The sequence below is a fragment of the Flavobacteriales bacterium genome (assembly GCA_016715895.1).
In the GTDB taxonomy this organism is placed as follows: Bacteria; Bacteroidota; Bacteroidia; order Flavobacteriales_F; family PHOS-HE28; genus PHOS-HE28.
On record JADJXH010000004.1, the window covers coordinates 1,569,206 to 1,592,991 of the forward strand.

19 protein-coding genes are annotated in these 23,786 nt (G+C 64.0%); 13 read left to right on the forward strand and 6 right to left on the reverse strand.

All coding sequences use genetic code 11. From position 1 onward, the window contains the following. Window positions 1-26 precede the first annotated feature (26 nt). Complete coding sequence (locus tag IPM49_15475; GenBank protein ID MBK9275922.1) at window positions 27-1,346, forward strand: amidohydrolase family protein; 1,320 nt, start codon at window positions 27-29, stop codon at window positions 1,344-1,346. A 6-nt stretch (window positions 1,347-1,352) separates the two neighbouring features. Here the strand turns inward: IPM49_15475 and IPM49_15480 are convergent, their stop codons facing one another. Then, window positions 1,353-2,051 carry a DUF4918 family protein gene (locus IPM49_15480; GenBank protein MBK9275923.1) on the reverse strand — a complete coding sequence of 233 codons (699 nt, stop codon included), beginning with the start codon at window positions 2,049-2,051 and terminating at the stop codon, window positions 1,353-1,355. A gap of 107 nt (window positions 2,052-2,158) precedes the next feature. On the opposite strand from IPM49_15480, the gene IPM49_15485 reads away from it, so the two are divergent. The 5 genes from IPM49_15485 (at window position 2,159) to IPM49_15505 (ending at window position 12,501) form a co-directional block, all read left to right on the forward strand. Beyond that, entirely contained in the window at window positions 2,159-3,571 is a 1,413-nt protein-coding gene (locus IPM49_15485) for an MBL fold metallo-hydrolase (GenBank protein MBK9275924.1), read from the forward strand. Between the two features lie 343 nt (window positions 3,572-3,914). Then, window positions 3,915-6,263: a T9SS type A sorting domain-containing protein gene (locus IPM49_15490; GenBank protein ID MBK9275925.1), complete on the forward strand. Its 2,349-nt coding sequence runs from the start codon at window positions 3,915-3,917 to the stop codon at window positions 6,261-6,263. A gap of 142 nt (window positions 6,264-6,405) precedes the next feature. Continuing rightward, a complete protein-coding gene (locus IPM49_15495) occupies window positions 6,406-6,798 on the forward strand; it encodes a hypothetical protein (GenBank protein MBK9275926.1) in 393 nt (130 codons plus the stop codon). A 95-nt stretch (window positions 6,799-6,893) separates the two neighbouring features. Then, window positions 6,894-11,264: a CusA/CzcA family heavy metal efflux RND transporter gene (locus IPM49_15500; protein MBK9275927.1), complete on the forward strand. Its 4,371-nt coding sequence runs from the start codon at window positions 6,894-6,896 to the stop codon at window positions 11,262-11,264. Window positions 11,265-11,277: 13 nt separating this feature from the next. Then, window positions 11,278-12,501, forward strand: coding sequence for an efflux RND transporter periplasmic adaptor subunit (locus IPM49_15505; GenBank protein ID MBK9275928.1), 1,224 nt, complete (start codon window positions 11,278-11,280; stop codon window positions 12,499-12,501). Here IPM49_15505 and IPM49_15510 read toward each other — a convergent pair. Further along, window positions 12,456-13,289 (reverse strand): DUF2490 domain-containing protein, encoded by an 834-nt coding sequence (locus IPM49_15510; GenBank protein ID MBK9275929.1) that lies wholly within the window; start codon window positions 13,287-13,289, stop codon window positions 12,456-12,458. The two genes, IPM49_15505 and IPM49_15510, sit on opposite strands and share 46 nt — an antisense overlap. A gap of 77 nt (window positions 13,290-13,366) precedes the next feature. On the opposite strand from IPM49_15510, the gene IPM49_15515 reads away from it, so the two are divergent. Further along, window positions 13,367-13,810 (forward strand): 6-carboxytetrahydropterin synthase, encoded by a 444-nt coding sequence (locus IPM49_15515; GenBank protein MBK9275930.1) that lies wholly within the window; start codon window positions 13,367-13,369, stop codon window positions 13,808-13,810. Window positions 13,811-14,471: 661 nt separating this feature from the next. Here IPM49_15515 and IPM49_15520 read toward each other — a convergent pair. Together IPM49_15520 and IPM49_15525 are read right to left on the reverse strand one after the other, a co-directional pair. Next, window positions 14,472-15,392 (reverse strand): hypothetical protein, encoded by a 921-nt coding sequence (locus IPM49_15520; protein ID MBK9275931.1) that lies wholly within the window; start codon window positions 15,390-15,392, stop codon window positions 14,472-14,474. A gap of 175 nt (window positions 15,393-15,567) precedes the next feature. After that, window positions 15,568-16,185 (reverse strand): fibronectin type III domain-containing protein, encoded by a 618-nt coding sequence (locus IPM49_15525; GenBank protein MBK9275932.1) that lies wholly within the window; start codon window positions 16,183-16,185, stop codon window positions 15,568-15,570. 695 nt (window positions 16,186-16,880) lie between these two features. Between IPM49_15525 and IPM49_15530 the strand changes: the two genes are divergently transcribed. The 4 genes from IPM49_15530 to IPM49_15545 all read left to right on the forward strand — a co-directional run bounded on the left by IPM49_15530 (window position 16,881) and on the right by IPM49_15545 (window position 21,032). Then, a complete protein-coding gene (locus tag IPM49_15530) occupies window positions 16,881-17,477 on the forward strand; it encodes a hypothetical protein (protein MBK9275933.1) in 597 nt (198 codons plus the stop codon). A 336-nt stretch (window positions 17,478-17,813) separates the two neighbouring features. After that, entirely contained in the window at window positions 17,814-17,966 is a 153-nt protein-coding gene (locus IPM49_15535; protein ID MBK9275934.1) for a hypothetical protein, read from the forward strand. 698 nt (window positions 17,967-18,664) lie between these two features. After that, window positions 18,665-19,810 carry an SAM-dependent DNA methyltransferase gene (locus tag IPM49_15540; GenBank protein ID MBK9275935.1) on the forward strand — a complete coding sequence of 382 codons (1,146 nt, stop codon included), beginning with the start codon at window positions 18,665-18,667 and terminating at the stop codon, window positions 19,808-19,810. A gap of 211 nt (window positions 19,811-20,021) precedes the next feature. Further along, the gene (locus tag IPM49_15545; protein MBK9275936.1) at window positions 20,022-21,032 is read left to right on the forward strand and encodes an IS110 family transposase; all 1,011 of its coding nucleotides are present in this window, start codon (window positions 20,022-20,024) and stop codon (window positions 21,030-21,032) included. A 47-nt stretch (window positions 21,033-21,079) separates the two neighbouring features. On the opposite strand, the gene IPM49_15550 is transcribed toward IPM49_15545, so the two are convergent. Together IPM49_15550 and IPM49_15555 are read right to left on the reverse strand one after the other, a co-directional pair. Beyond that, window positions 21,080-21,940 (reverse strand): hypothetical protein, encoded by an 861-nt coding sequence (locus IPM49_15550; GenBank protein ID MBK9275937.1) that lies wholly within the window; start codon window positions 21,938-21,940, stop codon window positions 21,080-21,082. After that, the gene (locus IPM49_15555) at window positions 21,927-22,214 is read right to left on the reverse strand and encodes a helix-turn-helix transcriptional regulator (protein MBK9275938.1); all 288 of its coding nucleotides are present in this window, start codon (window positions 22,212-22,214) and stop codon (window positions 21,927-21,929) included. Before IPM49_15555 ends, IPM49_15550 begins: the two co-directional genes overlap by 14 nt. Before the next feature lie 47 nt (window positions 22,215-22,261). Between IPM49_15555 and IPM49_15560 the strand changes: the two genes are divergently transcribed. Together IPM49_15560 and IPM49_15565 are read left to right on the forward strand one after the other, a co-directional pair. Beyond that, on the forward strand, window positions 22,262-23,134 hold the full coding sequence (locus IPM49_15560; protein MBK9275939.1) for a Dam family site-specific DNA-(adenine-N6)-methyltransferase: 873 nt from the start codon (window positions 22,262-22,264) through the stop codon (window positions 23,132-23,134). Window positions 23,135-23,143: 9 nt separating this feature from the next. Next, entirely contained in the window at window positions 23,144-23,626 is a 483-nt protein-coding gene (locus IPM49_15565) for a hypothetical protein (protein ID MBK9275940.1), read from the forward strand. Window positions 23,627-23,786: the final 160 nt, after the last annotated feature.

Sequence of the window (23,786 nt, forward strand, 5' to 3'; positions counted from 1 at the left end):
CGTCCGGCTTCCATGCCGTTCCCCTGATGATGCGACACATGCGTCCGTTGGTCCCGATCTGCTGCCTGCTCCTCGCTCCCCTGTGCCTCCGCGCCCAGGACAGCCTGCTCATCACCAACGTCCGCATCTTCACCGGCACCTCGCCGGAGCTGAAGGCGGGCGCCGTCCTGGTGGTGGACGGGAAGATCGCACAGGTGGGTTCCGGACCCAACCCCACGCAGGGCATGGTCGTGCTTGATGGCGGCGGCCGCACGCTGATGCCGGGGCTGATCGATGCGCACGTGCACCTCACCCTGGCGGCCATCCCCATGGTGGCGGCCATGACGGCGCCCTCTTCGTACGTGCACCATGTGAGCGGCAGGGAGGCCGAGGCCACGCTGATGCGCGGCTTCACCACCGTGCGCGATGTGGGCGGCCCCACGATGGGACTGAAGATGGCCGTGGACCAGGGCCTGCTGAAGGGGCCGCGCATCTATCCCAGTGGCGCCATGATCTCGCAGACCGGGGGGCATGGCGACTTCCGCATGCCGCACGAGATCGTGGACGGCTGTGGCTCGTCGCCCGCGCTCATCGAGAAGGAGGGCATCGCCATGATCGCGGATGGGCCCGATGCGGTGCGCCAACGCGTTCGTGAGCAGCTGGCGCTGGGGGCTTCGCAGATCAAGCTGATGGCCGGTGGCGGCGTGTCCTCGCTGTACGACCCGTTGGACGTGACCCAATACACCCCGGAGGAGTTCCGCGTGGCGGTGGAGGCGGCGGAGAACTGGGGCACCTATGTCACCGTGCATGCCTACACGCCGCGGGCCATCCGCTTTGCGGTGGAGAACGGGGTGAAGTGCATCGAGCACGGGCAGCTGGCCGACGAGGAGGTGGTGAAGCTGATGGCCGCCAAAGGGGTGTGGTGGAGCCTGCAGCCCTTCCTGGACGACGAGCATGCCAACCCCAAGACCGGCGAATCGCGGAAGAAGCAGCTGATGGTGGCCGAGGGCACCGACCGCGCCTATGCCCTGGCGAAGCAGTACAAGGTGCGGACCGCCTGGGGCACCGATGTGATGCACAGCCCTGGCGGTGCGACGCACCAGGGGGCGCAGCTGGTGAAGATGACCCGCTGGTACACGCCCTTCGAGGTGCTGAAGATGGCCACGGCCGACAACGGCGAACTGATGAAGCTCTCCGGTGCGCGCGATCCCTATCCCGGCAGGCTGGGCGTGATCGAACCCGGCGCCTGGGCCGACCTGCTGCTGGTGAACGGCGACCCCCTGCGCGACCTGGAGCTGCTGGCCGATCCGGAGCGCAACCTCACGGTGATCATCAAGAACGGGAAGGTGGTGAAGGACATCCGGTGAGGCCGCTCACCCCACCTCGGCCAGGGCCTTCAGGTACTTGTCGACATAGACCTCGATGCTCCGCGCCTTGTACTGCATCACATAGCGCGGGTGCTCCAGCGCGATGATGCGGTCGAAGAGGCCCAGGCGTTCGTTCAGCTTGCTGAAGTAGGTCGCGTTCCTGCCGGTGCCGATGCAGAGGACGGTGTCGGTGCGCATGCCGCAGCCCACCAGCGTGCGCAGCCAGTTCTTCACGAAGGGGGTCACGGCCTTTTCCAGCGCCTTGTCGTCGTAGTAGTTCAGGTTGATGGCCGTGCCGTTGGGACCGTCCGTCACGAAGCCCAGCGGGCAGATGGCATGCACGTAGACCCGGCCGGTGAAGGCTTCGGCCCCGCCCGCCGCACGGATCATGCGGTAGAAGAAGTCGCTGCTTGGCTCGTGCGTGCGCAGGCCGTGCACGGGGATGCCCAGGTCGCTTTCGCAGCGCTTGGTGTCGGTGAAGGACAGGCCCGTGCTGCCGGCGCCCAGTCGGCCGGGGTTGATGCCGAGCATGAGCGTGCGCGGCCGGTCGTCGCTGTAGTACTTGATGTGGAAGGCGGTGACGATGCGGCGCACCTCATCAGCGTTCGGGCCGTTGAAGGGGTCGAGCACCCCCACGCCGGGCGGCAGCGTCACCCCGTCCAGGCTGAGGTCCATCACGTGGCGGAGCAGGCGGTCGGCGAGCATGGGCAAAAGGTAGTGCGGGAGGGTGACCATTGTCACTGGAACCGGGCCCGGGCCGGCCGCAGCTTTGCATCACCATCCCATCCCGGGTGGCCCAACGATCCCGCACCATGACCATCAAACAGATCTATACCGGGTGCATCGCCCACGCAGCGTACTACCTGGAGAGCAATGGCGAGGCGGCCATCTTCGACCCGCTCCGCGAAGTACAACCCTACATCGACCGCGCCACGGCGGACAAGGCGAAGATCAAGTACGTGTTCGAGACGCACTTCCACGCCGACTTCGTGAGCGGACACCTCGACCTGGCGAAGAAGACGGGCGCCACCATCGTGTACGGCCCCACCGCCAAGCCGGGCTTTGCGGCGCATGTGGCCACGGACGGCGAGGTGTTCCAGGTGGGCAGGGCGAAGGTGAAGGCGATCCACACGCCCGGCCATACCATGGAGAGCACCACCTACCTGGTGATCGATGAGAGCGGCAGGGAGCACGGCATCATCACCGGCGACACGCTCTTCATCGGCGATGTGGGACGCCCCGACCTGGCCCAGCATGTGATCGCGGACCTCACGGAGGACAAGCTCGCGGGGCACCTCTACGACTCGCTGCGCAACAAGATCATGCCGTTGAGCGATGACCTGATCGTGTACCCCAACCACGGGGCCGGCAGTGCGTGCGGCAAGATGATGAGCAAGGAGACCACGGATACCCTGGGCAACCAGAAGCGGACCAACTATGCGCTCAACCCGGCGCTCACCAAGGACGAGTTCAAGAAGGCGCTGCTCACCGGCCTGACGCCGCCGCCGGGCTACTTCCCCAAGAACGTGCTCATGAACATCCAGGGCTATGAGAGCCTGGACACCGTGATGGAGCGCGGCAAGCGTGCGCTAAGCGTGCACGACTTCGAGGTCGTGGCCAATGAGGAGCGCCCGTTGGTGCTGGATACGCGTCCAGCGGCCGAGTTCGCGAAGGGCTTTGTCCCCAACAGCATCAACATCGGGCTGGACAGCAACTTCGCCATGTGGGTGGGTGAGATGATCCCGGACATCAAGCAGGCGATCCTCCTGGTCACCGAGCCGGGCAAGGAGGAGGAGAGCATCATCCGCCTCAGCCGGGTGGGCTACGACCACACCATCGGCTATCTCGCCGGCGGGTTCGACGCTTGGAAGGCCGCGGGCAAGGAGGTGGACACGGTGTCGCGCATCAGTGCCGGGGAGTTCGCCAAGCGCCAGATCACCAAGCCGCTCGTGTTCGACGTGCGCAAGAAGAGCGAGTATGACAGCGAGCACGTGGAAGGCGCCATCAACGTGCCGCTCAACCGGATCAACGAGCACCTCGCCGAGTTCCCGAAAGACAAGCCCTTCATCCTGCACTGCGCCGGCGGCTACCGGAGCATGATCGCCGCCAGCATCCTGAAGCAGCGCGGGTGGGACGACTTCGTGGACGTGGAGACCGGCTTCAACGGCATCAAGAAGGCCGGCGTGAAGGTGACGGAGTACGTGTGCCCGACCACCTTGCTCTGAGCGGTCCTTGAACGCATGAGAAGCCCCGGTCGGAAGGCCGGGGCTTCCCCGTTCCCGGAGGCCTAGGTGCACGACGCAGGGCCCGCATCGTTCCCCGCGCCGGGATGAGCGCCGCCAGGCGGCACCGACCCGGATGGCGGACCGTTCTACCCCCGTCCGAGGCATGTGTACCGCAGCGGTCGTGAACGGATGGGAGTGCGGACAACAGCCAGCGAAGCCGTTCCCTCAACAGGACATCCGCTCGCTCGGATGGACCGGTGCGCACGGTCGCCGCACCACACTTTCGTGGCCCAGAACCCAGCACCCCATGGACCGTTCAGCTGCGCAGGCATCTTCCCTTGTCATGTTCCTCCTTCTCACCGTCCCACAGGCCGACGGGCAGCATGAGGGGTTCATGGCCAACCATGGCCAAGTGCGCGATCAGGACCTGGAACCTGTGCCCCAGGTGCAGTACATGCTCGCGCGGCCCGGCCTCAACGTGCGGCTTCAGCGTGATGGGATCACCTATGATACCTACACGGTGGAGGATCGAACGACCACGGATCCAGAGCCGTTGGATGAGAGCTCCGGACGGACCTTCCGCTTTCATCGCATCGACCTGCGCTTCGTGAACAGTGATCCTCATGTCGTCCTGGAGCCCGGTGGCGTGAGCGAGGAGTATTTGAACTTCTACTCGGAAGCCATCGGTGAGGGAGGCGCGACCGATGTCCGCCACTGCTCCACGGTGACCTACACCGCTCCCTGGCCGGGTGTCGATGTGCGCTGCATGCTGGAGGATGATCGGTTCAAGTACGAGGTCATCGTGCATCCCGGAGGCCGGTTGAGCGATGTGCGCTTCAAGGTTGACGGTGCGGGACTGTCCCTGGACACCGACGGTGCGCTGGTGTTCGCGTGGGAGGAAGGACGGATGCGGGAGGTGCTGCCGGTGAGCTGGACCGAGGAGAACGGCCGGAAGACCCGCGCGGATGTGCGATACCGGGTCCATGAGGATGGCTCGTTCGGATTCGTTCGTGCGGATGATCGGCCAGGGACATTGGTGATCGATCCCGTACCCGTGGTGAGCTGGAGCACCTTCTACGGCGGAAGCCAATCGGACAATGTCGCTGGTGTGGCGAACGACCCATCGGGCAACGTCTACGCTACGGGCGAGACTTATTCGCCCAACAACATCGCCACCACCGGTGCGTTCGACCAGTTCTTTTCGGGTTTCCCCGGAGCGATGCTCGTGAAGTTCAATGCGAACGGCATCCGCCAGTGGGCCACCTATTTCGGCAATGATGGCGGGAAGCCCTGTCGTGCGGTCACCTGCTCGGCGAACTCCACCAGCGTGGCGATCGCCGGGTACACGAAGAACTCGGGCCTGGGCACCGCAGGCACCTTTCAACCCGCCCTCGGCGGAACGGTGGACGGGTTCATCGCCCGCTTCAGCAGCTCCGGTGCGTTGCAATGGTGCACCTACTATGGTGGCCCCGCGTACGATCTGATCCATGACATCTCCTTGAACGGAAGCGGCGTGAGCACCGTGGTCGGAAGCACCGATAACGCCAGCGGGATGGCCACCACGGGCGACATCACCTTCGGCGGCGGAACGGATGCCTTCGTGGCCCGCTTCGACGATGCCGGCGGGCGGATATGGAGCACGTACATCGGCGGCACCCAGAGCGATGAGGCCTTGGGAGTGAATGTGCGTACGTTCCTGGGAAGCACGTCGATCATCGTTTCGGGCACGACATCGTCACCTGCGGGGGTGGCCACCACCGGTGCGTGGGACACCGCCTTGGGAGGCTCGTCCGATGCCTTCCTGGCGCGATTGAGCGTCTCCGGCCAGATGCAGTGGTGCACCTATTTCGGCGGTCCGGGCGCAGAGACCGGGACCAGTGCGGCGTTCCTCGCCTTGGACCGCATCGCGCTTGTGGGGCGCACCACATCCACCACCGGGCTGGGAACGTCCGGCGTGGCTCAATCCACTCCGGGATACATCGGCGGCAGCGTGGGCGATGGCTATCTGGCCTCCTTCTCGATCAGCGGCACACGCCAATGGGCCACCTACGTCGGCAGTTACTATACCGCGGTCGACGACCTTGTCAATGATGTGGTGGGCACCAGCGATGGCACCGCGATCATCACCGGCGGTGCAGGTGGATCGCTGGGCACGTCCGGTTCGTGGGACCCTACGTGGAACGGTTCGCAGGATGCCTTCGTGGGCGCCTATTCCAGCAGCGGGGCGAAGCTCTGGTTGGGGTACATCGGCGGCGACCAGACCGACCAGGGCGCGGCGGTGAGCCTGCGTACCAGTGGTTCGGACGTCAGCATCATCGTGGGAGGGTCCACGTTCTCAGAGACCAACGTGGCCACCAATCCTTCGCATCAGTCATCGATCGGCGGATCACAGGATGGGTTCGTGACCAGGCTCAACTGGAACACGGCCAGCGGAATGGTGACCATGGAGGATCCGGCCACGGCCGGATCCGGGGCGCGCTTCGTTGTGGATCTAAACACGGTCCACGTGGAGGACCTGCCGCAAGGGGCATCCGGAACATCGACGGTGCAGGTGTTCGACATGCAGGGGCGGCACCTTGGGACCGCACGAGGCGCGAACGGCGTATCGTTCAACGGCCTTGGGGCGGGTGTCTATCTGTTCGTGGTCGATGATGGTGCGCACCGGTCCACGGCGCGCGTCGTCGTTCCATGAGCAACGTCCGGACCTCCGGCGGACGCGCACGATCGGCCGCACCGCCCATCGCCATGCCCACGAGCCACATGCTCTGCAGTGGACCCATGAACTGATGGTGGTCAGCGGTGCGCCAAGTTCCGCGCACCTACCTTTGCCACGCATGTCCCCCTGGCTCCGCATCGCCCTCGTTCTCTGGCTCCAGGCGCATCTGTTGAGCCCGGAGCTGGGTCGGTTGCCCATGCTCTTCCTCCACTTTGCCGACCACCTTCAGCAGGAGCAGGGCCTCACGTTCGCCGGTTACCTGGTGAAGCATTACGCCGGTGATGGCCACGAGGAGAGCGATCGCGGCGAGCACGGCTCACTACCGTATCACCACCATCATCACGGCATGATGGCCGACCAGTGCACCACCAAGGTCATCACCTCCGAGGCGGTGGCGTTGGTGAGCTTTCCGCTGTCCATGGCGGACCGTGACCAGCCGCTGTCCGGGCCGATGGCGCCCATGCGCGGCCATGTGGGTGGGCTGTTGAGGCCTCCCCGCCCGGTGGCCTGATCCCAGGCCGCACCTTCCTGTTCCTGCTGGTCCGGCCGGACCGATGAACCGCCACATGCGGTGCACCGGTGCCTTCCACACATATCCGCATCCCCATGCTGGACCGCATCATCGCATTCTCCATCAGGCAGAAGCTCATCGTGGGACTTCTCGTCCTCGGCCTCATCGGCTATGGCGCCTACAACGTCACCCAGTTGCCGATCGACGCCGTGCCGGACATCACCAACAACCAGGTGCAGGTGATCACCGTGAGCCCCGCGCTGGGTGCCGGGGACATCGAACGCCTCATCACCTTCCCCATCGAGCAGGCCACGCGCAACGTGCCGGGCATCATCGAACAGCGCAGCTTCAGCCGCTTCGGCTTGTCGCTCGTCACCATCGTGTTCGACGACGCCACGGATGTGTACTGGGCCCGTCAGCAGGTCACCGAGCGCCTCACCCAGCTCGCCATCCCCGAGGGCTTGGGGAGACCGGAGCTCGGGCCGGTATCGAGCGGACTGGGCGAGATCTTCCAGTACGTGGTAAGGCCCAAGCCCGGCTACGAAGGCCGATACGACGCCACCGAACTGCGCACCATCCAGGACTGGATCGTGCGGCGTCAGCTCATCGGCACCGAAGGGGTCGCCGACGTGAGCAGTTTCGGCGGCAAGCTGAAGCAGGTCGAGATCGCCGTGGACCCTGAGCGGCTCGGTGCCATGGGCATCACCATCGCGGATGTGTTCGATGCCGTGGCCCGCAACAACGCCAACACCGGCGGGGCGTATATCGAGACCGGTCCATCCATGCTCTTCATCCGGACGGAAGGCCTGCTGGAGGATATGGAGGCCATCCGCACCATCCAGGTGAAGGTGCTGCCCGATCACACCCCGGTGCTGCTGCACGATGTGGCCGAAGTGCGCCTGGGCACAGCCACCCGCTACGGTGCGATGGTCTACAACAACGAAGGCGAAGCGGCCGGTGCGGTGGTGATGATGCTGAAGGGGGCCAACTCCAGCGAGGTCATCAAGAAGGTGAAGGAGCGGATCGCGCAGATCGAAAAGACACTGCCTGAAGGTGTGATGATCGAGCCCTTCCTGGACCGCACCAAGATGGTGAACAACGCCATCCACACGGTGGAGACGAACCTGATGGAAGGCGCGCTGATCGTGGTGTTGATCCTGGTCTTCTTCCTGGCCAACCTGCGGGCGGGCCTGGTGGTGGCCTCCGTGATCCCGCTGGCCATGCTCTTCGCCATCATCCTGATGAACCTGTTCGGTGTGAGCGGCAACCTGATGAGCCTGGGCGCACTGGACTTCGGGCTGATCGTGGACGGCGCGGTGATCATTGTCGAGGCCGTACTGCACCGGCTCCATGGCCACGGGCATGGCTTGGGAACGGGCAGGCTCGATCAGCAGCGGATGGATGAGGTGGTGCGCGGTTCGGCAAGCCGCATGATGAACTCGGCGATGTTCGGGCAGGTGATCATCCTCATCGTGTACCTGCCCATCCTCTCCTTGTCGGGCATCGAAGGCAAGATGTTCAAGCCCATGGCGCAGACCGTGGCCTTCGCCGTGCTGGGCGCTGCGATCCTCTCGCTGACCTACGTGCCGATGATGAGCGCGCTCTTCCTCAGCAAGAAGCTGGACCCGCCCGCCACGTGGACCGACCGCATGATGGAGCGCCTCGGGCACGCCTACCGAACCTGGCTCAACAAGGCGATCGGGAAGCCCTTGCGGCTGGTGGTGGCTGCCGTGGTGCTGCTGGTGGTGGCCGGGGGCATCATGGCCTCCATGGGGGGTGAGTTCATCCCCGAGCTGGAGGAGGGCGACTTCGCGATCGACACGCGCCTGCTCACCGGCAGCTCGCTTACCAACACCGTGGAGACCTGCCAGAAGGCGGCGGGCATGCTGAAGGCACAGTATCCCGAAGTGGAGAAGGTGGTGGCCAAGATCGGCAGCGGCGAGATCCCCACCGATCCCATGCCCATCGAAGCGGCGGACATGATGGTGATCCTGAAACCCAAGAAGGACTGGACCAGCGCGAAGACCTTCGATGAACTGGCCGAGAAGATGGGAAGCACCCTGAGCGTGTTGCCCGGTGTCACCTTCGGATTCCAATACCCTGTGCAGATGCGCTTCAATGAACTGATGACCGGCGCACGCCAGGACGTGGTGTGCAAGATCTACGGCGAGGACCTTGATACGCTCGCGGCGTATGCCCACAAGCTGGGTGAACTGGTGAGCAGCGTGGAGGGCGCCAAGGACCTCTACGTGGAAAGCGTGGGCGGGCTGCCGCAGATCATCGTGACCCACGACCGTGCCGCGCTGGCCCGTTTCGGGCTGGACGTGGAAGCGGTGAACGATGTGGTGCGTACGGCCTTCGCGGGAAGCGTGGCCGGACAAGTGTTCGAAGGCGAACGCCGCTTCGACCTGGTGGTGCGCGCCCGTTCGCAAAGCCGGTCGGACCTGAGCGATGTGCAACGCCTATTGGTGCCCACGCCCATGGGCAAGCCCGTGCCGCTCTCCCTGCTCGCCCATGTGCGGATCGAGGACGGTCCCAACCAGGTGCAACGCGAGGATGCCAAGCGCCGGATCACCGTCGGCTTCAACGTGCGCGGCCGCGATGTGCAATCGATCGTGGAAGAGCTGCAGGGCAAGGTGGATGCCCGGTTGAAGTTGCCCGTCGGCTATTACACCACCTACGGCGGAGCCTTCGAGAACCTGGTGGAGGCGAAGCAACGGCTGAGCGTGGTGGTACCGCTGGCGCTGCTGCTGATCCTGCTGCTGCTCTACTTCGCCTTCGGCAGCCTGAAGCTGAGCCTGCTGGTGTTCAGCGCCGTACCGCTATCCGCGATCGGTGGCGTGTTCGCCTTGGCCGGACGTGGCATGCCGTTCAGCATCTCAGCGGGCGTGGGCTTCATCGCACTCTTCGGGGTGGCGGTGCTCAACGGCATCGTGCTCATCAGCGAGTTCGAGCACCTGCGGAAGGAAGGCATGACCGACATCCGGGAGCGCATCCGCACCGGCACGGCCAATCGCCTGCGCCCCGTGCTCATGACCGCGAGCGTGGCCTCGCTCGGCTTCCTGCCCATGGCCCTGAGCAACGGCGCCGGTGCGGAGGTGCAACGCCCGCTGGCCACCGTGGTCATCGGGGGCCTCATCACCGCCACCTTCCTCACGCTCTTCGTGCTGCCTTCGCTCTACATGCTGACCTTCCGCGAACGAAGGAACGGCACCTCCAAGGGGAAGGCTGCGGCTGCGGCGATGATCATCCTCGCGTGGGTCGGTGCACCCATGTCCACCCACGCGCAATCGACCGTGCAGCCCATCACCTTGGAACAGGCGGTGGACAGCGCCATGCGCAACAACCTCTACCTGAAGGGCGCCGCGTTGCGCAGCGAGGCGGAGGACGAGTTGATCGGCACCGCCTGGGACCTGCCCCGCACCAACGTCGACTTCGAGTACGGTCAGATCAACACCAACGTGAACGACGACCGCATCGGCCTTTCGCAGAGCCTCGCCTTCCCCACGGTCTATACCCAGCGGCGGAAGATGCTGAAGCACACCGCCGCCGGTGTCCGCTGGGAACAGGCGCTCCGCGAGCGTGAGGTGCGCATCCAGGTGAGGCAGGCCTACCACGAGGTGCTCGTGCTCAGTGAACAGGTCAGGCTGCTGCGCGAGGCCGACAGCATCTACACGGCGGCCACCGCGGGCGAGGAACAGCGTTTCGACCTGGGTTCCAGCAATACCATGATGCGCGCCACGGCCCGCACCCAGGCCATGTTGATGCGTGCCCGGTCGCAGCAGGTGAACGCTGAACTGGAACAGACCCGGACGCGGCTGGCCCAACTGCTGAACACCAAGGCCGACCTGCGTCCCGAAGCCATGCCCCTGAAGCTTGTGGCCACGATGATCCCGGGTGACTCCGCCGTGCTGGACCATCCGCTGGTGCGTGCTGCGAACGAACAGGCCGCCGCCGCCGATGCGCGCTGGAGGATGGAGCGGTCCATCCTGCTCCCGGACCTGACCCTGGGCGTGGCCTCGATGACGCTCAACCAGTCGCCTTCGGTACCCGATGGCGCGTTGATCTACGGCAGCGGCGATCGCTTCACCATGGTGCGTGCGGGGATCGGCGTGCCGCTCTTCTTCGGTGCCCAGAGCGCCCGCAACAAGTCGGCGCGGATCGGCGTGGACCGGGCGAACAGCGAGACCGAGGCGCTCACGCAGGAGATCCGCACCCAGCTGCAGCAAGCCCGCCAACGCTACACGGCGCAGATGGCCCGCGTGGAGACCCTGGAACAGGGTGCAACGGAGGAGGCCGAACACCTGCGTCGGTCCGCCGAGGAGGCCTACTGCAACGGCCAGATCGACCGCATCGAATGGAGCCTGCTCACCGGCCAGTCCATCAACCTGTCCATGGAATACCTCAATGCCCTGCAGGCCCTCGGCCGCGCCAGCATCGAGCTCAACGCCTTCAACGAATTCTAAGCACCCGCAGATCATGCGTCAACACATTTCAATTTCGCCGGGTCGACCCATCACGACTCCGTCTGGACCGATCATCGGTCGACCCGGTGGGTCGATCGTACAGGTGCCCTTCATCGGCACCATCGCCATCCTGATGGCATTTACGTCCTGCACGACGACCGAACCACCTGCGGACCCCACCGCCGCACCTGCTTCGGTGACCAACGTCACCCTCACACCGGAACAGCTGAAGAACGCCGGCATCGTGACCGGCAAGGCCGAACGCCGCTCGCTGGGCGTGCTGATGCCCGTGCAGGGCGTGGTGGACGTTCCGCCCCAGAACCTCGTGAGCGTGAGCGCACCGCTCGGTGGCTACCTGCGCAGCACCGACCTGCTCCCCGGCATGGAGGTCCACAAAGGCCGGACGCTGGCCATCCTGGAGGACCCGCGTTTCATCCAACTGCAGCAGGACTACCTCGTGACAGAAGGCCGGGTGAAGCTGCTGCGGCAGGACTTCGAGCGACAGAAGGCGCTGAACGCCACCAAGACGACGAGCGACAAGGTGTTCCAAGAGGTGACCGCCGAACTGAACACACAACAGGTCACCCTGCGCTCGCTGGCGGAACAGCTGCGGCTGATCGGTGTGGACCCGTCAGCGCTCACTGCGGAGAGCATCTCGCGCAGCGTGGCCCTGCGTTCGCCCATTCATGGGTGGGTGAGCAGCGTGAACGTGAACATCGGCCGCTACGTGCAACCAACGGACGTGCTGTTCGAGCTGGTGGACCCCAAGGACATCCACCTCGCGCTGACCGTCTTCGAGAAGGATCTTCCCAACGTGCGGATCGGTCAGGAAGTGCATGCGCGCCCCACCGCCCACCCCAACGATGAGTACGAGGCCGAGGTGATCCTGGTGGGCCGCAGCCTCGATGCCGATCGCAGCGCGGTCGTCCACTGCCACTTCACAAGGACGCCGAAGGACCTGGTCCCCGGCATGGCCATGAGCGCCACGCTGGAGAGCCGGACCGATACCGTGTGGTGCGTGCCCGAGGGGGCCGTGGTGCGCAGCGGTGATGGGCAGGCCGTGTTCATCGCAAATACCGATGGCAGCTTTACCATGATGCCGGTGACGACCGGCGCCCAGGAGTACGGCTATTTCGAGCTGGTGGACCCTTCCGCCGTGCTCCGTGAACGGCCGGTGGTGGTGAAGGGCGCCTACAGCCTGCTCTCCGCTTTGAAGAACAGCGGGGAAGAGGAATAGGTGGATGCCTGCGGGGCGCGCTTCACCTTCCGCAGGTCCAGGTTGCACACCACGGCCAGGTGCAGCGTGCTGTTCAGCTCGATGAGGTCCGCACCGCCGGCCGCGCCCGGCCGTTGGATGGTCTGGTACAGGTAGCCCAGCAGCACGCTCACCGGCCTGTTCACCTGGTAGCCGAGCAGCAGCGAGATGCGGTTCTGCTGGATCAGGTCCAGCCGCTCGCTGTCGCCGAAGTTCAGGAACACCTCATCGTACAGGTTGGCGGTGAAGGTGCCGGGCTCTGCGGTGGGGCGGTTCAGCGGCACGGTCACCCATACGCGGTAGCGGAAGCGGCTCTGGTACACATACCGGTCGAACGCGGCCGCGTTCGGGTCATCCGGCGACGGCACCATGCGGGCGATGAAGCGCTCTTCCATGCGGAAGCGGTGCTGCAGGCCCACGCGGCCGATGGGCTGGGTGAGCTGCACCTGCTGGTAGAGGTGGTGCTCGTGGTTGGCGAAGCGGATAGGGAAGGTGCCGTAGCTGTAGTTCTCGTAATAGCTGTAGCCCTGGGTGAGCAGCACCTGGTCGTGGAGGTGGAAGTTGACCGCAGGCCGCAGCAGCAGTTGCTGCGCGTGCTCGCCCAACCCGGCCCGGCGCCAGTGGCCCTCGGTGTGCACGCTCCACCGCGCGGCCAGCCGGTGGTCGCCCCAGTGCGAGAACCAGAGGTTGGCATTCGGGCTGGTGACGCGCTGGGCCGAGGCCGCGAGGCCGAACGGACCGAGGGAAAGGAGGAGCAGGAGGCGCCGCATCGCGGTGCGAAGGAACGGCGGACCGCGACCGCTTGCGATCTTCGCGGGCCCCAACGGGCATCCTTCGTCCGGAACCCATGAGCATCCACCATGTCGTGCGCGTCACCAAGCGCTTCACCTTCGAGATGGCCCATGCGCTGCGCTGCCACGATGGCCAGTGCGCGAACATCCACGGCCATAGCTATGTGCTCGACATCACCATCGCCGGCACCCCCGCCCACACTCCCGGCCACCCCAAGGACGGCATGGTGATCGATTTCGCCGACCTGAAGCGCCTGGTGAAGCCCATCGTGGACCGCTACGACCACGCGCTCTTTCTGCATGAGAGCGAGCGCGAGGCGGTGCGCACCGATGCCCCGCTGTTCGGCCGGGTGATCTTCACACCGGTCCAGCCCACCTGCGAGAACATCCTCCTGGCCATCGTGGAGGAGCTGGCACCGCAGATGCCGTCCGGGGTGGTGTTGGCGGCGGCCCGCCTGCAGGAGACGGCCACCAGCTGGGCGGAGTGGGAGGCGCGCTGAGGACGCACGGGCCCCCGGGGCGTCATCGACGGCGCAACTCCGATGCCGGAGCGATCTCCACTCCCTTCAACGTCATCGCGAGGCGGGTTTTGGCGCCGAAGCGATCTCCCCGGTAGAGAACTGATCACTGGCCAGGGAGATCGCCACGCATCCCTTCGGGCTGCTCACGATGACGGTTGGGAAATGCTCCGCGCTCTTCCAGACACGTCATCGCGAGACCGGCTCTGCGGGCGAAGCGATCTCCCCTTCCACGTCGTCTTCGCGAGCCCGGCTCTGCGGGCGAAGCGATCTCCCCGGTAGAGAACTGATCACTGGCCAGGGAGATCGCCACGCATCCCTTCGGGCTGCTCACGATGACGGTTGGGAAATGCTCCGCGCTCTTCCAGACACGTCATCGCGAGACCGGCTTTGCGGGCGAAGCGATCTCCCTTTCCACGTCGTCATCGCGACTCTACCCGCACGCCATGAACCCCCCTCCTGCGCGTGGATCGCTCCACGCGCCGTGCAAGGAGGGGTTGGGGGAGGTGCCAACTCAGTCACGCCGTATTCTTCATGAAAGCGGAAACCACCCCGTACCCCTCCTTGTGCGGAGCAGCGAGCGTTCGCTGCTCAGGAGGGGGCTTGTACGCGTCCTGTACCCGTCCGGATCAGGGCGAGATCGTCACGCCGGCCCTGCGGGTCCGGTGGGCCGCAGCCGCCGGCCGCGCGCATGGTCCAGCACGTACCGGCCCATGAACAGCAGGAGGGCCAGCGCGATGAGGCTGTTCTCCACCCAATGCTCCAGCGGATGCACCCAGATCTCCTTGAAGAGGCCCCAGCGGCCGGCCACCTCCACGAAGTTCCAGAAGATCACCACCGTGGGCACGGCATAGCGCACCGCGTGGTCGAACGCGTGGATGCGGAGCAGGCGCGCGATCAGCCAGGCCGACCACGCCAGCGAGCCGAAGGCCACCAGCCAGGTGAGGGGATGCCGATCGCCGGCCAGGCCCGGGTCGTACGCCAGCAAGAGCAGCAGGTAGAAGGTCCAGATGATCATCACCGTCTCGATGAAGGTGACCAGCGCCACCGGTCGTCCTGCGCCGGACCCGCTGCGCGCACCGGCCGGCCGGTTCACCCGCAGCAGGCGCTGGAACCACAGGAAGAGGGTGCAGCGCGTGGTGGTGAACAGGAAGAAGAGCAGCATGCACCCCAGGAGGCCGAGGGAGGACACCATCACGAGATACTCCGGCCGGGTGGCCACCTCATCGCCATCCATCAGGGGGGCCACGCCGTGCTTTTCCGCGATCCATACGAAGGAGAACTCCACCCAGCCGGTCCAGACCAGGATGCCCGCGACCAGGCCGAGCAGGGTGGCGCTCAGCGCGTTCCGGTTCAGACGTACGCCCAGCAGCAGCAGCAGGGCGCCGAGCCCGCCCAAGGTGCCCGCTCCCACCAGCTTGGAGGCCCCCAGCACCGCTTCGTTCAACACCATCAGCGCGTGGCCGATGGGCATGAAGAGCAGCACGATCACGAAGGCCAGCGCGCCCGTCAGGCGTCCGCCCTTCACCACCTTCCTGCTTGTTCCTTCTGGTCCTGTGCGCATGCGCCGCGTGTCACTGTGTCGGGCTGCGAAGGTGAAGGCGCGGTCAGGGCGGGGCAATACCCCAATTGCGGTAGGCGCGGTCAGCGACCGCCGGCAGCGTTGAACGACCGCCCCAAACGACAAAGCCCCCGGGGATCCCCAGGGGCCATGTCCAACAGGCGAAGAAGGGTGGCGCTCAGGCGGCGCGGCGGCCGCTCACTTCGCTCGCCGGGCCCTCGCCCACGCGGCCCAGGGCCGTCACGCGGAACGAGTAGAACTTGCCCGGGGTGAGGTCCGTGATCCGCGTACGGGTGCGGCTGCTCACGGCCACCACGCTCCAGGCCTGCGGGTCGCTCGGGTCGGTGTCGCAGATGTACACCTGGTACATCCGCGCATCCTCCACCGGCTTCCAGTTCAGGTTGAGGCACCCCTCAAAGTCGCTCAGGCGCACTTCCAGCCCCATCGGCGCCTCCAGCTTGGTGCTGGGTTCGGGCCGTTTGGCCAGCTCAAAGCCGCTGCTCAGCGCCTTCTCCACATCCCCGCCGGCCACGTTGTTCACGTAGCGCGCCAGGTTCACCAGGTGCTCGCGCAGCACGTTGGTCAGCGCATTGCGCACGGCAATGTCCGCGATCGCACGGCTCTCGGCCTGCGCCACGGCTGCCACCAGGGCTTCACGCGCCGCGGTCACCGTGGCGATCGAGGGGTTCGGGGTGGGGAAGTGGGCGTTGCCCGAGAGCATGCCCTCCACATATTCCGCCTTGGCGATCAGCGCCTCCGCGTTCAATCCCGTGGTACCTGCCTTGATCAGTTTCATGGTATGGCGTGTGTTCGTGTTCCGTCCGACTTCAAGAGCTTCCGGTTTCCTTCGGCCTCGGCCCATCCGCCCGGGGGCTGATCCGGCTGGCCGGGGGTTTCAACGGGCCTGTACCCCGGCACGGATCGCGACCGCTGTTGAAAACCTCGCCGACCCCGCTACCGCCTAGGCGAAAAAATTTTCGTGCACCCCTCCGTTTTAACACAAACACGGGCGTGATGATCCCGATAAGGTCCGTGGTTGGAGAGAACATGCGCAGGAAAACTCTTTTCACGGGCATGTCCGCCGGCATCACGCGCAGGTCCCCGGTCATCACGCGCATGTTCCCGATCATCATGCGCATGTTCCCGATCATCACGGGCAGGTGAACCGCGTTCCTCCGCAGGTCGGCCCTCATCACGCCCGTGTGCCCGATCCACCTGCGCGTGTGGCCGATGTTCCTGCGCTGATCCGGGATCCTACCGGGCCGATGCGCCGCGTGCACGCGCCGGTCCGCGCCCATCCCGCCCAGGTGCATGGCCTGCCCGGGGGCGTGCGCCGGGCACCGGTGAAGGGGGGCGCCCGGACGGGTTGCATGGGCCACTGGCGTATTCCATATGGAATAGGAAGGAAGGCGAATTGGACGATCGCTGTGGAAAAGTGGGGCCCGGCCCCCGCACCCTCGGCTCATCGGCGCCCTTAGGTTTTCGGTTGGCGTGGAGAGCCCCGGCCACATCGGTCTGGAACTGCCCTGCCGGCGGCGCCCGCCGGCCGACAGCCTGCTGCTGGTGATGGTGGACGGCCGCCCGGTGTACACCGCCGGCCCCTGCGCCGGGCGCCTGTGCCCGCCCCGCCGCCTGGTGCGCGCCGTGCGCGCGCTGCTGCGCGGCCATGTGCAGGCCGTGCGCGCCCAGGCCGACCGGCTGGCCCTGCGCCAACCCCAGGAGGCCCGTGAGCTGGTCGGGCGCGCCCGCGACTGGGCCCAGGACGTTCAGCGCCGCGTGCTGGCCCCCCACCGCCTGCGCACCGATGGCGGCGACCGCTTCCAGGCCTTCCCGCTGCCCAACGCCGTGCGCCACCAGCTGCTGCGCCAGCAGGGCACCCCCGATGCCGCCGGCGTGCAGGTGGCCCTGGTGGTGCCCATCACCCCCTGCATGCGCCTGCTGGACAAAGTGGCCGTGTACCTCCGCGCCCCCCGCCGTTGCCCCCGCACCGGCCGCCGCACCCGCCCCACCGGCCACTGGCAGCCCGTGCCCCCGGCCCATGTGCAGGCCCAACTCGTGGGGCACCACGTGGTGGTGGTGGTCAGCTAGGGCAGGGGGGCCGCCGCAGGCGGAGTGGGTTGGAGGTATTCAGGCCACAGGCCCCAGGCCGCTTGGCTGCGCCACCTAGTGCCTTTAGCCTTGAGCCTTGTTCCGGCCGCCGGAGGCGGAGTGGCATGGAGGTATACAGGCCCCAGGCCTTTTGGCTGCGCCACCTAGTGCCTTGTGCCTTGAGGCTTGATGCTTGAGCCTTGAGGCTTGTGCCTTGATGCTTGAGCCTTGACGCTTGTGCCTTGAACCTTGATGCTTGAGCCTTTCCCTCGGGCCTGCAGACCAACCCACCCAGGGCCTCCGGCCACCTGGGGCCCCAGTCCTTGACCACCTTTCGTGCGCCTTCTCCAACAACTGCTCTCCGACCTGCTCAACCACTTCTTCCACGACCCGGAGAAGCCACACGCGCTGTGGGGCTGGTGGACGATCGCGGGGATGTTGGGATTGATGTCGGGGCCGTTCTGGCTGCGGCCGGGTGCGGAGGCGTGATCGTAGGTCGACGGGCGGAAGTGCAGGTGAACCACTGCTCACACCGTGGAACTCATGACAGGTAGAAGTCGTTCCTGAATAGCCGGGAACTGCTGCCAAGAGCACGTGCGCACCGCGGTTCGACCTCCCGAGTCTTTGGATAAGCTGCAGGAGGACACACGGGTAGGTCCATGAGTTGGGCGGTCCGTGCATTGTTGATCGATCGTGGATAGAAAATACTTGCACCGTCGGCAAGTTCTTCAAACCCCTGCCACCGCAAGGAACCGGAGCGTGTGAACAACTTCGGAAACAAAGCCGAAGGCGATCCTTGTAGCGGGCTTCAGCGGGTTCCACCTTTGTAAAGCCCGACACCAGAAATGGTCGAAGGGACCGCGGCAACGGTCCCTTCAGTTGGGCGACGGACGGGTGCTCACTGGCCTCATGAACCAGCCGAGCATCGAGGGTGAAGGCCTCAACGTCGCGATACGGGAAGTCGGTCACGGCAGGCGCCTGCTGGTCTCATTCGCCAACCAGGTGTCGAGGTTAGCAGCCTCAATGTCGTGGCCTTCTTCGGTTTCCAAGTCGAAGGTATTGGCTCCGGCTATTCGGCATCCCAGAACCTGGCCCGCTCCTTTTGAACAGGGAGATGTGCGCAGCGAGCGACAGTGCCTGATTCCCAGTCCCTTCAATCGTGCATTTTTTCCCATTAGCTTGAACCCGTGACCATCCCCGACTACCTCTCCGCCCTCGCCAAGCTCCACGCCAGCGGCCGCGCCACCGAGCACAGCTATCGGGGCGACCTCCAACAGCTGCTGTCCTCCCTCTGCTCAGGCATCACGGTCACCAACGAACCCCAGCGCATCGCCTGCGGCGCACCGGACTACATCCTGACCAAGAAGGACATCCCCGTCGGCTACATCGAGGCCAAGGACATCGGGGTGGACATGGACAGCAAGAGCCTCAAGGAGCAGTTCGACCGCTACCGGGGCTCATTGGACAACCTCATCATCACCGACTACCTCGAGTTCCGCTTCTACCGCAACGGTGAGCCCACCAGCACCGTGCGCATCGGGGAGGTGAGCGGCGGCAAGGTGAAGCCCCTGCCTGCGGCCTTCGACCCCTTCACCGCGCTCATCGCCGACTTCGTGGCGTGGCAGGGGCAGACCATCACCAGCCCCAAGAAGCTCGCGGGCATGATGGCCGGCAAGGCCCGCCTGCTGGCCGATGTGATCGAGAAGGCCGTGACCAGCGACGAGGAGAGCCGCGCCAACACCGACCTGAAGGACCAGCTCGAAGCCTTCAAGCACATCCTCATCCACGACATCACGCCCAAGGCCTTCGCCGACCTCTACGCGCAGACCATCGCCTACGGCATGTTCGCCGCGCGGCTGCACGACCCCAGCCTGGACAGCTTCAACCGGATGGAGGCGGCCGTGCTCATCCCCAAGAGCAACCCCTTCCTGCGCAAGCTCTTCCACAGCATCAGCGGGCCCGACCTGGACGACCGCATCGTGTGGATCGTGGATGCGCTGGCCGACATCTTCCGCGCCACCGACATCGCCAGATTGCTCAGCGGCTTCGGCAAGGGCAGCGGCCGCGAGGATGCCTTCATGCACTTCTACGAGGACTTCCTCGCGCAATACGACCCCAAGCTGCGCAAGAGCCGCGGCGTGTGGTACACCCCCGATGCCGTGGTGCGCTTCATCGTGCGCGCGGTGGATGACATCCTGAGCAAGGTTGGGCGTGCCCCTCGCAAAAGCCTCGGGTCGCGCTTTCCGCTCTTACTCCTCGCTCCTTCGGCGCTGCGGGGTACCCGCTCCAACTCTACACTTGGACGCTTGGAAGATGAAGCATCTTCGAAGTGAACAATTCCTCCGAAGGAGGCTGAGCAGGATCACAGGTGAACCAGTCCGCTGCGAAGGTGTGATGACCTATAGCGATTATCGGTACCTGCGGTCCCTCAGGTCTGAGGCTTGGATAGAATGTGAGGCTCACGGCCTACTAGAGTTGTCAAGTTCAGGACCCGATGCTCAGCGCTCCCCCAGGGGATCGTGTGTCACCCAAAAGTAAACGAACATGAAGCACTGGATCGGGATCGACGTGAGCAAGGCGACCTTGGATGTGGCCTTGTTGGATGAACGCGGGACACTGGCCGCAGAGATCAAGGTGGAGAACACCACCAGGAGCGTGAAGGCGCTACTGCGCCGATGGACCAAGGAGTTCACACTGGTCAAAGGAGAATACCTGGTGTGCCTGGAGCCCACGGGCTACTACGGCCATGCGCTGCTGGAAGTGTTGGTGGAATTGGAGATCCCCACCTGGCTTGCTCATCCCAACGACATCAAGCAGAGCATTGGCATGACCCGGGGGAAGAGCGACCGGGTAGATGCGCTCAGGATCGCCGACTACGCCCGTCGCTTCCAGGACAAGTCACGGTTGTTCACGGCTGACCAGCTGAAGATGAACAAGCTCAAGCAGCTCTTGAGCAAGCGCCAGAACTACGTGATGCGCAAGACCATGCACCAGCGGCAGATCAAGGACATGAACAAGCTCATGGACAAAGACCTGCGCGGGCCGTTCACCCGGTTCGACAAGGCACAGATCAAAGCGCTGGACAAGGTGATCAAGGAACTGGAAGGCATGATCGAAGACACCATCAACGCGGAGCCCGAGTTGAGCAAGCGCTTCGAGCTGCTGAGGTCTGTGGAAGGCGTTGGGCTCATCCTGGGCTCACATCTGCTGGCCCTCACCGACGGCTTCACGCGGTTCACCTCACCGCGACAGCTAGCTTGCCATGCCGGATGCGCACCCTTCGAGAACAGGTCGGGCACCAGCATCAGAGGGCGCACCCGCGTATCGCACAATGCCAACCACACGCTCAAGGCCCTGCTGCATGTCTCGGTGGTCGGGCTCATCCGGTTCCCCGGTGAGTTCCGCGCTTACTATGACCGCAAAGTGGCTGAGGGCAAACACAAGATGCTCGTCTTCAACGCCATGCGCAACAAGCTCATCCACCGTGTCTGTGCAGTGATCCGGAAGGGAGTACCCTACGAGATACGAACACCCCTTGCAAACGTCATAGAATAATCGCTCACGCAATGCACGCACAAACTGGCCGCACCACTGCGCTTTGACTAGTAGTCGGGTCTAGTATGCAGGGCTTCATTATTAGCCCACTCATTCGCAAGGACCGGAATGCGCTCAACCACTTCGCGACCGAATATCGCTTCGGATACGACGCCCATATGAAGCATGTCTATGATACGGCACAGGTAAGACTTGCCCTTTATCCACCAAGTGAAGTGGTCGTCTACCACGAGCACGTGGTCAACGGACCGGTTCAATGATTCGCGCACCTCACGCAATTCAAGCCCATCAAGCAAGCTCTCGTAGACACCATCTGCCACCCGGCTCCCGAAAGTCTTGGTGTAGTAGTACTCCTTGATTTCCCACATGGCGATTGGTTCCGTAGTACCCGGAAAAGCACCGTCTACTCGGCGGGATAAGGTCCTATGCACATGGCCGTCACTAACGAAGGTGATTAGCTCTCCTGGGTTGTGGGCGCAAGGTTTGCCTTGTAGGTGCGCCTCAAGGAGTGCGTTCACCATTCCGGTGAGGATAAGGGGTTGCTTTTTCTCGCCCTTCTGCTTGTTCATCGGAACGGGCCATGTTGGACTATGCATGGCTCGCAAATCGGCATACAAGGCTTGTGCCTCTTCCAATCTCATCAGGCTGTGCTGCACTTGATTGTTCAGCACATCGGCCCGATGTTGGAAGTAATCCAAGAGAAGCTGACCCTGTGCCATGATCCCGTGCCTAGACACCACCTTGTCCTTACGCAGACCCCGCTTTTCCAACACCCCAACGATTTCATCTATGGTTGGGACGCGAATGGTCTTGGTCTTCTTCATGGTATAGCCAACCTCTTGGCTAACCAATTTGACCGCCGCCCAGAAGTCTAGGCCTTGATGCCGGAAGCGTTCATTTGCGCGCATTGAGAAGAGCTTCGTACTGAGTAACTATTTCCACAAGCGTTAAACCCGTTGCGTGGGCAATCGCGCGCAGCTCAGGTACGTCCAAGCTTCTGTCCCCGTTCTCCACCTTGCTCACGAATGATTGAGGTTTGCCAAGTTTCTCGGCAAGCTCCTCTTGGGTTAACCCTGCCACCTCGCGGCTCTGTCGCACTACTTGGGCAAGGGCTCTGTAATCGCGTTTGACAGTTGATTGACTCACAGGGGCAAAGTAGACGCACGATTGTTGATATCCCATTTCGGGATATGGCGGAGTCAGGTCGCGTAGAGGGTATGTTTGTCCTCATGCAGTTGATGATGGGAACGGAGGTGGGGTTGTATGCGCCACCACGAACGCAGTTGTTGAAGTGGATTGGGAACAAGCAGAAGTTTGCGCGCGAGATCGCGAACTACTTCCCCAGTGACTTTGAACGGTTCGTTGAGCCATTCCTTGGGAGCGGCGCAATTATGGCTACTGTAGCGCCAGACCACGGCGTCGGTTCGGATGCGTTCGCGCCACTGATTCAGATTTGGACTGCGCTATCCGAGCAGCCCAGACAATTAGTGCAGTGGTACGCTAATCGGTACAATCTGATTGAACAGGTTGGTAAGGAGGAGGCTTATGCGCAAGTCCTTCGGTCCTACAACGAGAATCCGAACGGCGCGGATCTTCTTTTCCTTTCGAGGACGTGTTATGGGGGAGTAGTCCGGTTTCGAAAACGCGATGGCTTTATGTCCACACCATGCGGCGCTCACGCTCCGATCACCCCAAAGGCCTTCCGAGCACGTGTTGAGGAATGGGGTGACAGAATGAGGAATGTCCAGTTCATTCATCGGGACTACAGAGAAGCCTTTGCCGATGCCCGCGAGGGAGACTTTATCTATTGTGACCCGCCTTACTCACATAGCCAGACTATTCTCTACGGGGCACAAACCTTCCGACTTGCTGAATTATTGCAGTGTATTGAAGAGGCACGTTCAAGGGGTGCCCGAGTTGCTCTGAGCATTGATGGGAACAAGAAGTCGGGCAGCGTAATGTGTGCCCTGGACATTCCAGAAGGCTTGTTTGCTCGCGAGATCTTTGTCAATTGTGGTCGGTCTATGCTCCGGCGGTTTCAATTGGAGGGCAGTACGCTCGAAACAGAGTTAGTTGCTGATAGGCTGTTGCTGACCTATTAATATCGCTGTTTGGTAGCCGTGCTGTACGATTCGGCCTACCGCGCCAAGTACAAGGAGTTCCTCAAGAGCGACTTCCCGCGCATTCCCTTCCCCACGGATGCCAAGAAGTTCCGCGCCTTGGTGAAGCTGGGCGCCCGCCTGAGGCAACTGCACCTGCTGGAAGATCCGGCGGTGGAGCAGTTCATTACCAAGTACCCCGCCGCGGGCGACAACACGGTGAGCCGCAAGATGACGGCGAAGAGCCCCGGCTTCGAGGCCACCGGCAAGGGCCTGGGCCGTGTATGGATCAACGACCAGCAGTACTTCGCCGACGTGCCCGAGGTGGCCTGGAGCTTCTACATCGGTGGCTACCAGCCCGCCCAGAAGTGGTTGAAGGACCGCGTGGGGCGGCAGCTTACTTTCGATGACATCCGCCACTACCAGCGCATGATCGTGGCGCTGACGGAGACGGGGCGGGTGATGGAGGAGGTGGATAAGGTGGGGGTGGTGTGAACGGATGTAGAGATGATCCGGAGCAACACCGATGATGTTCACCGCCCTGCTCCCCACGAATGTGCTCACCATTACCGGCCACTTCTAAGGCAAGTGAATCCCCAGGCACCTGAACGAACTGTAGGCGCGGCTGGAGTCGCTGGCGGCGTGGGGTGGGTCG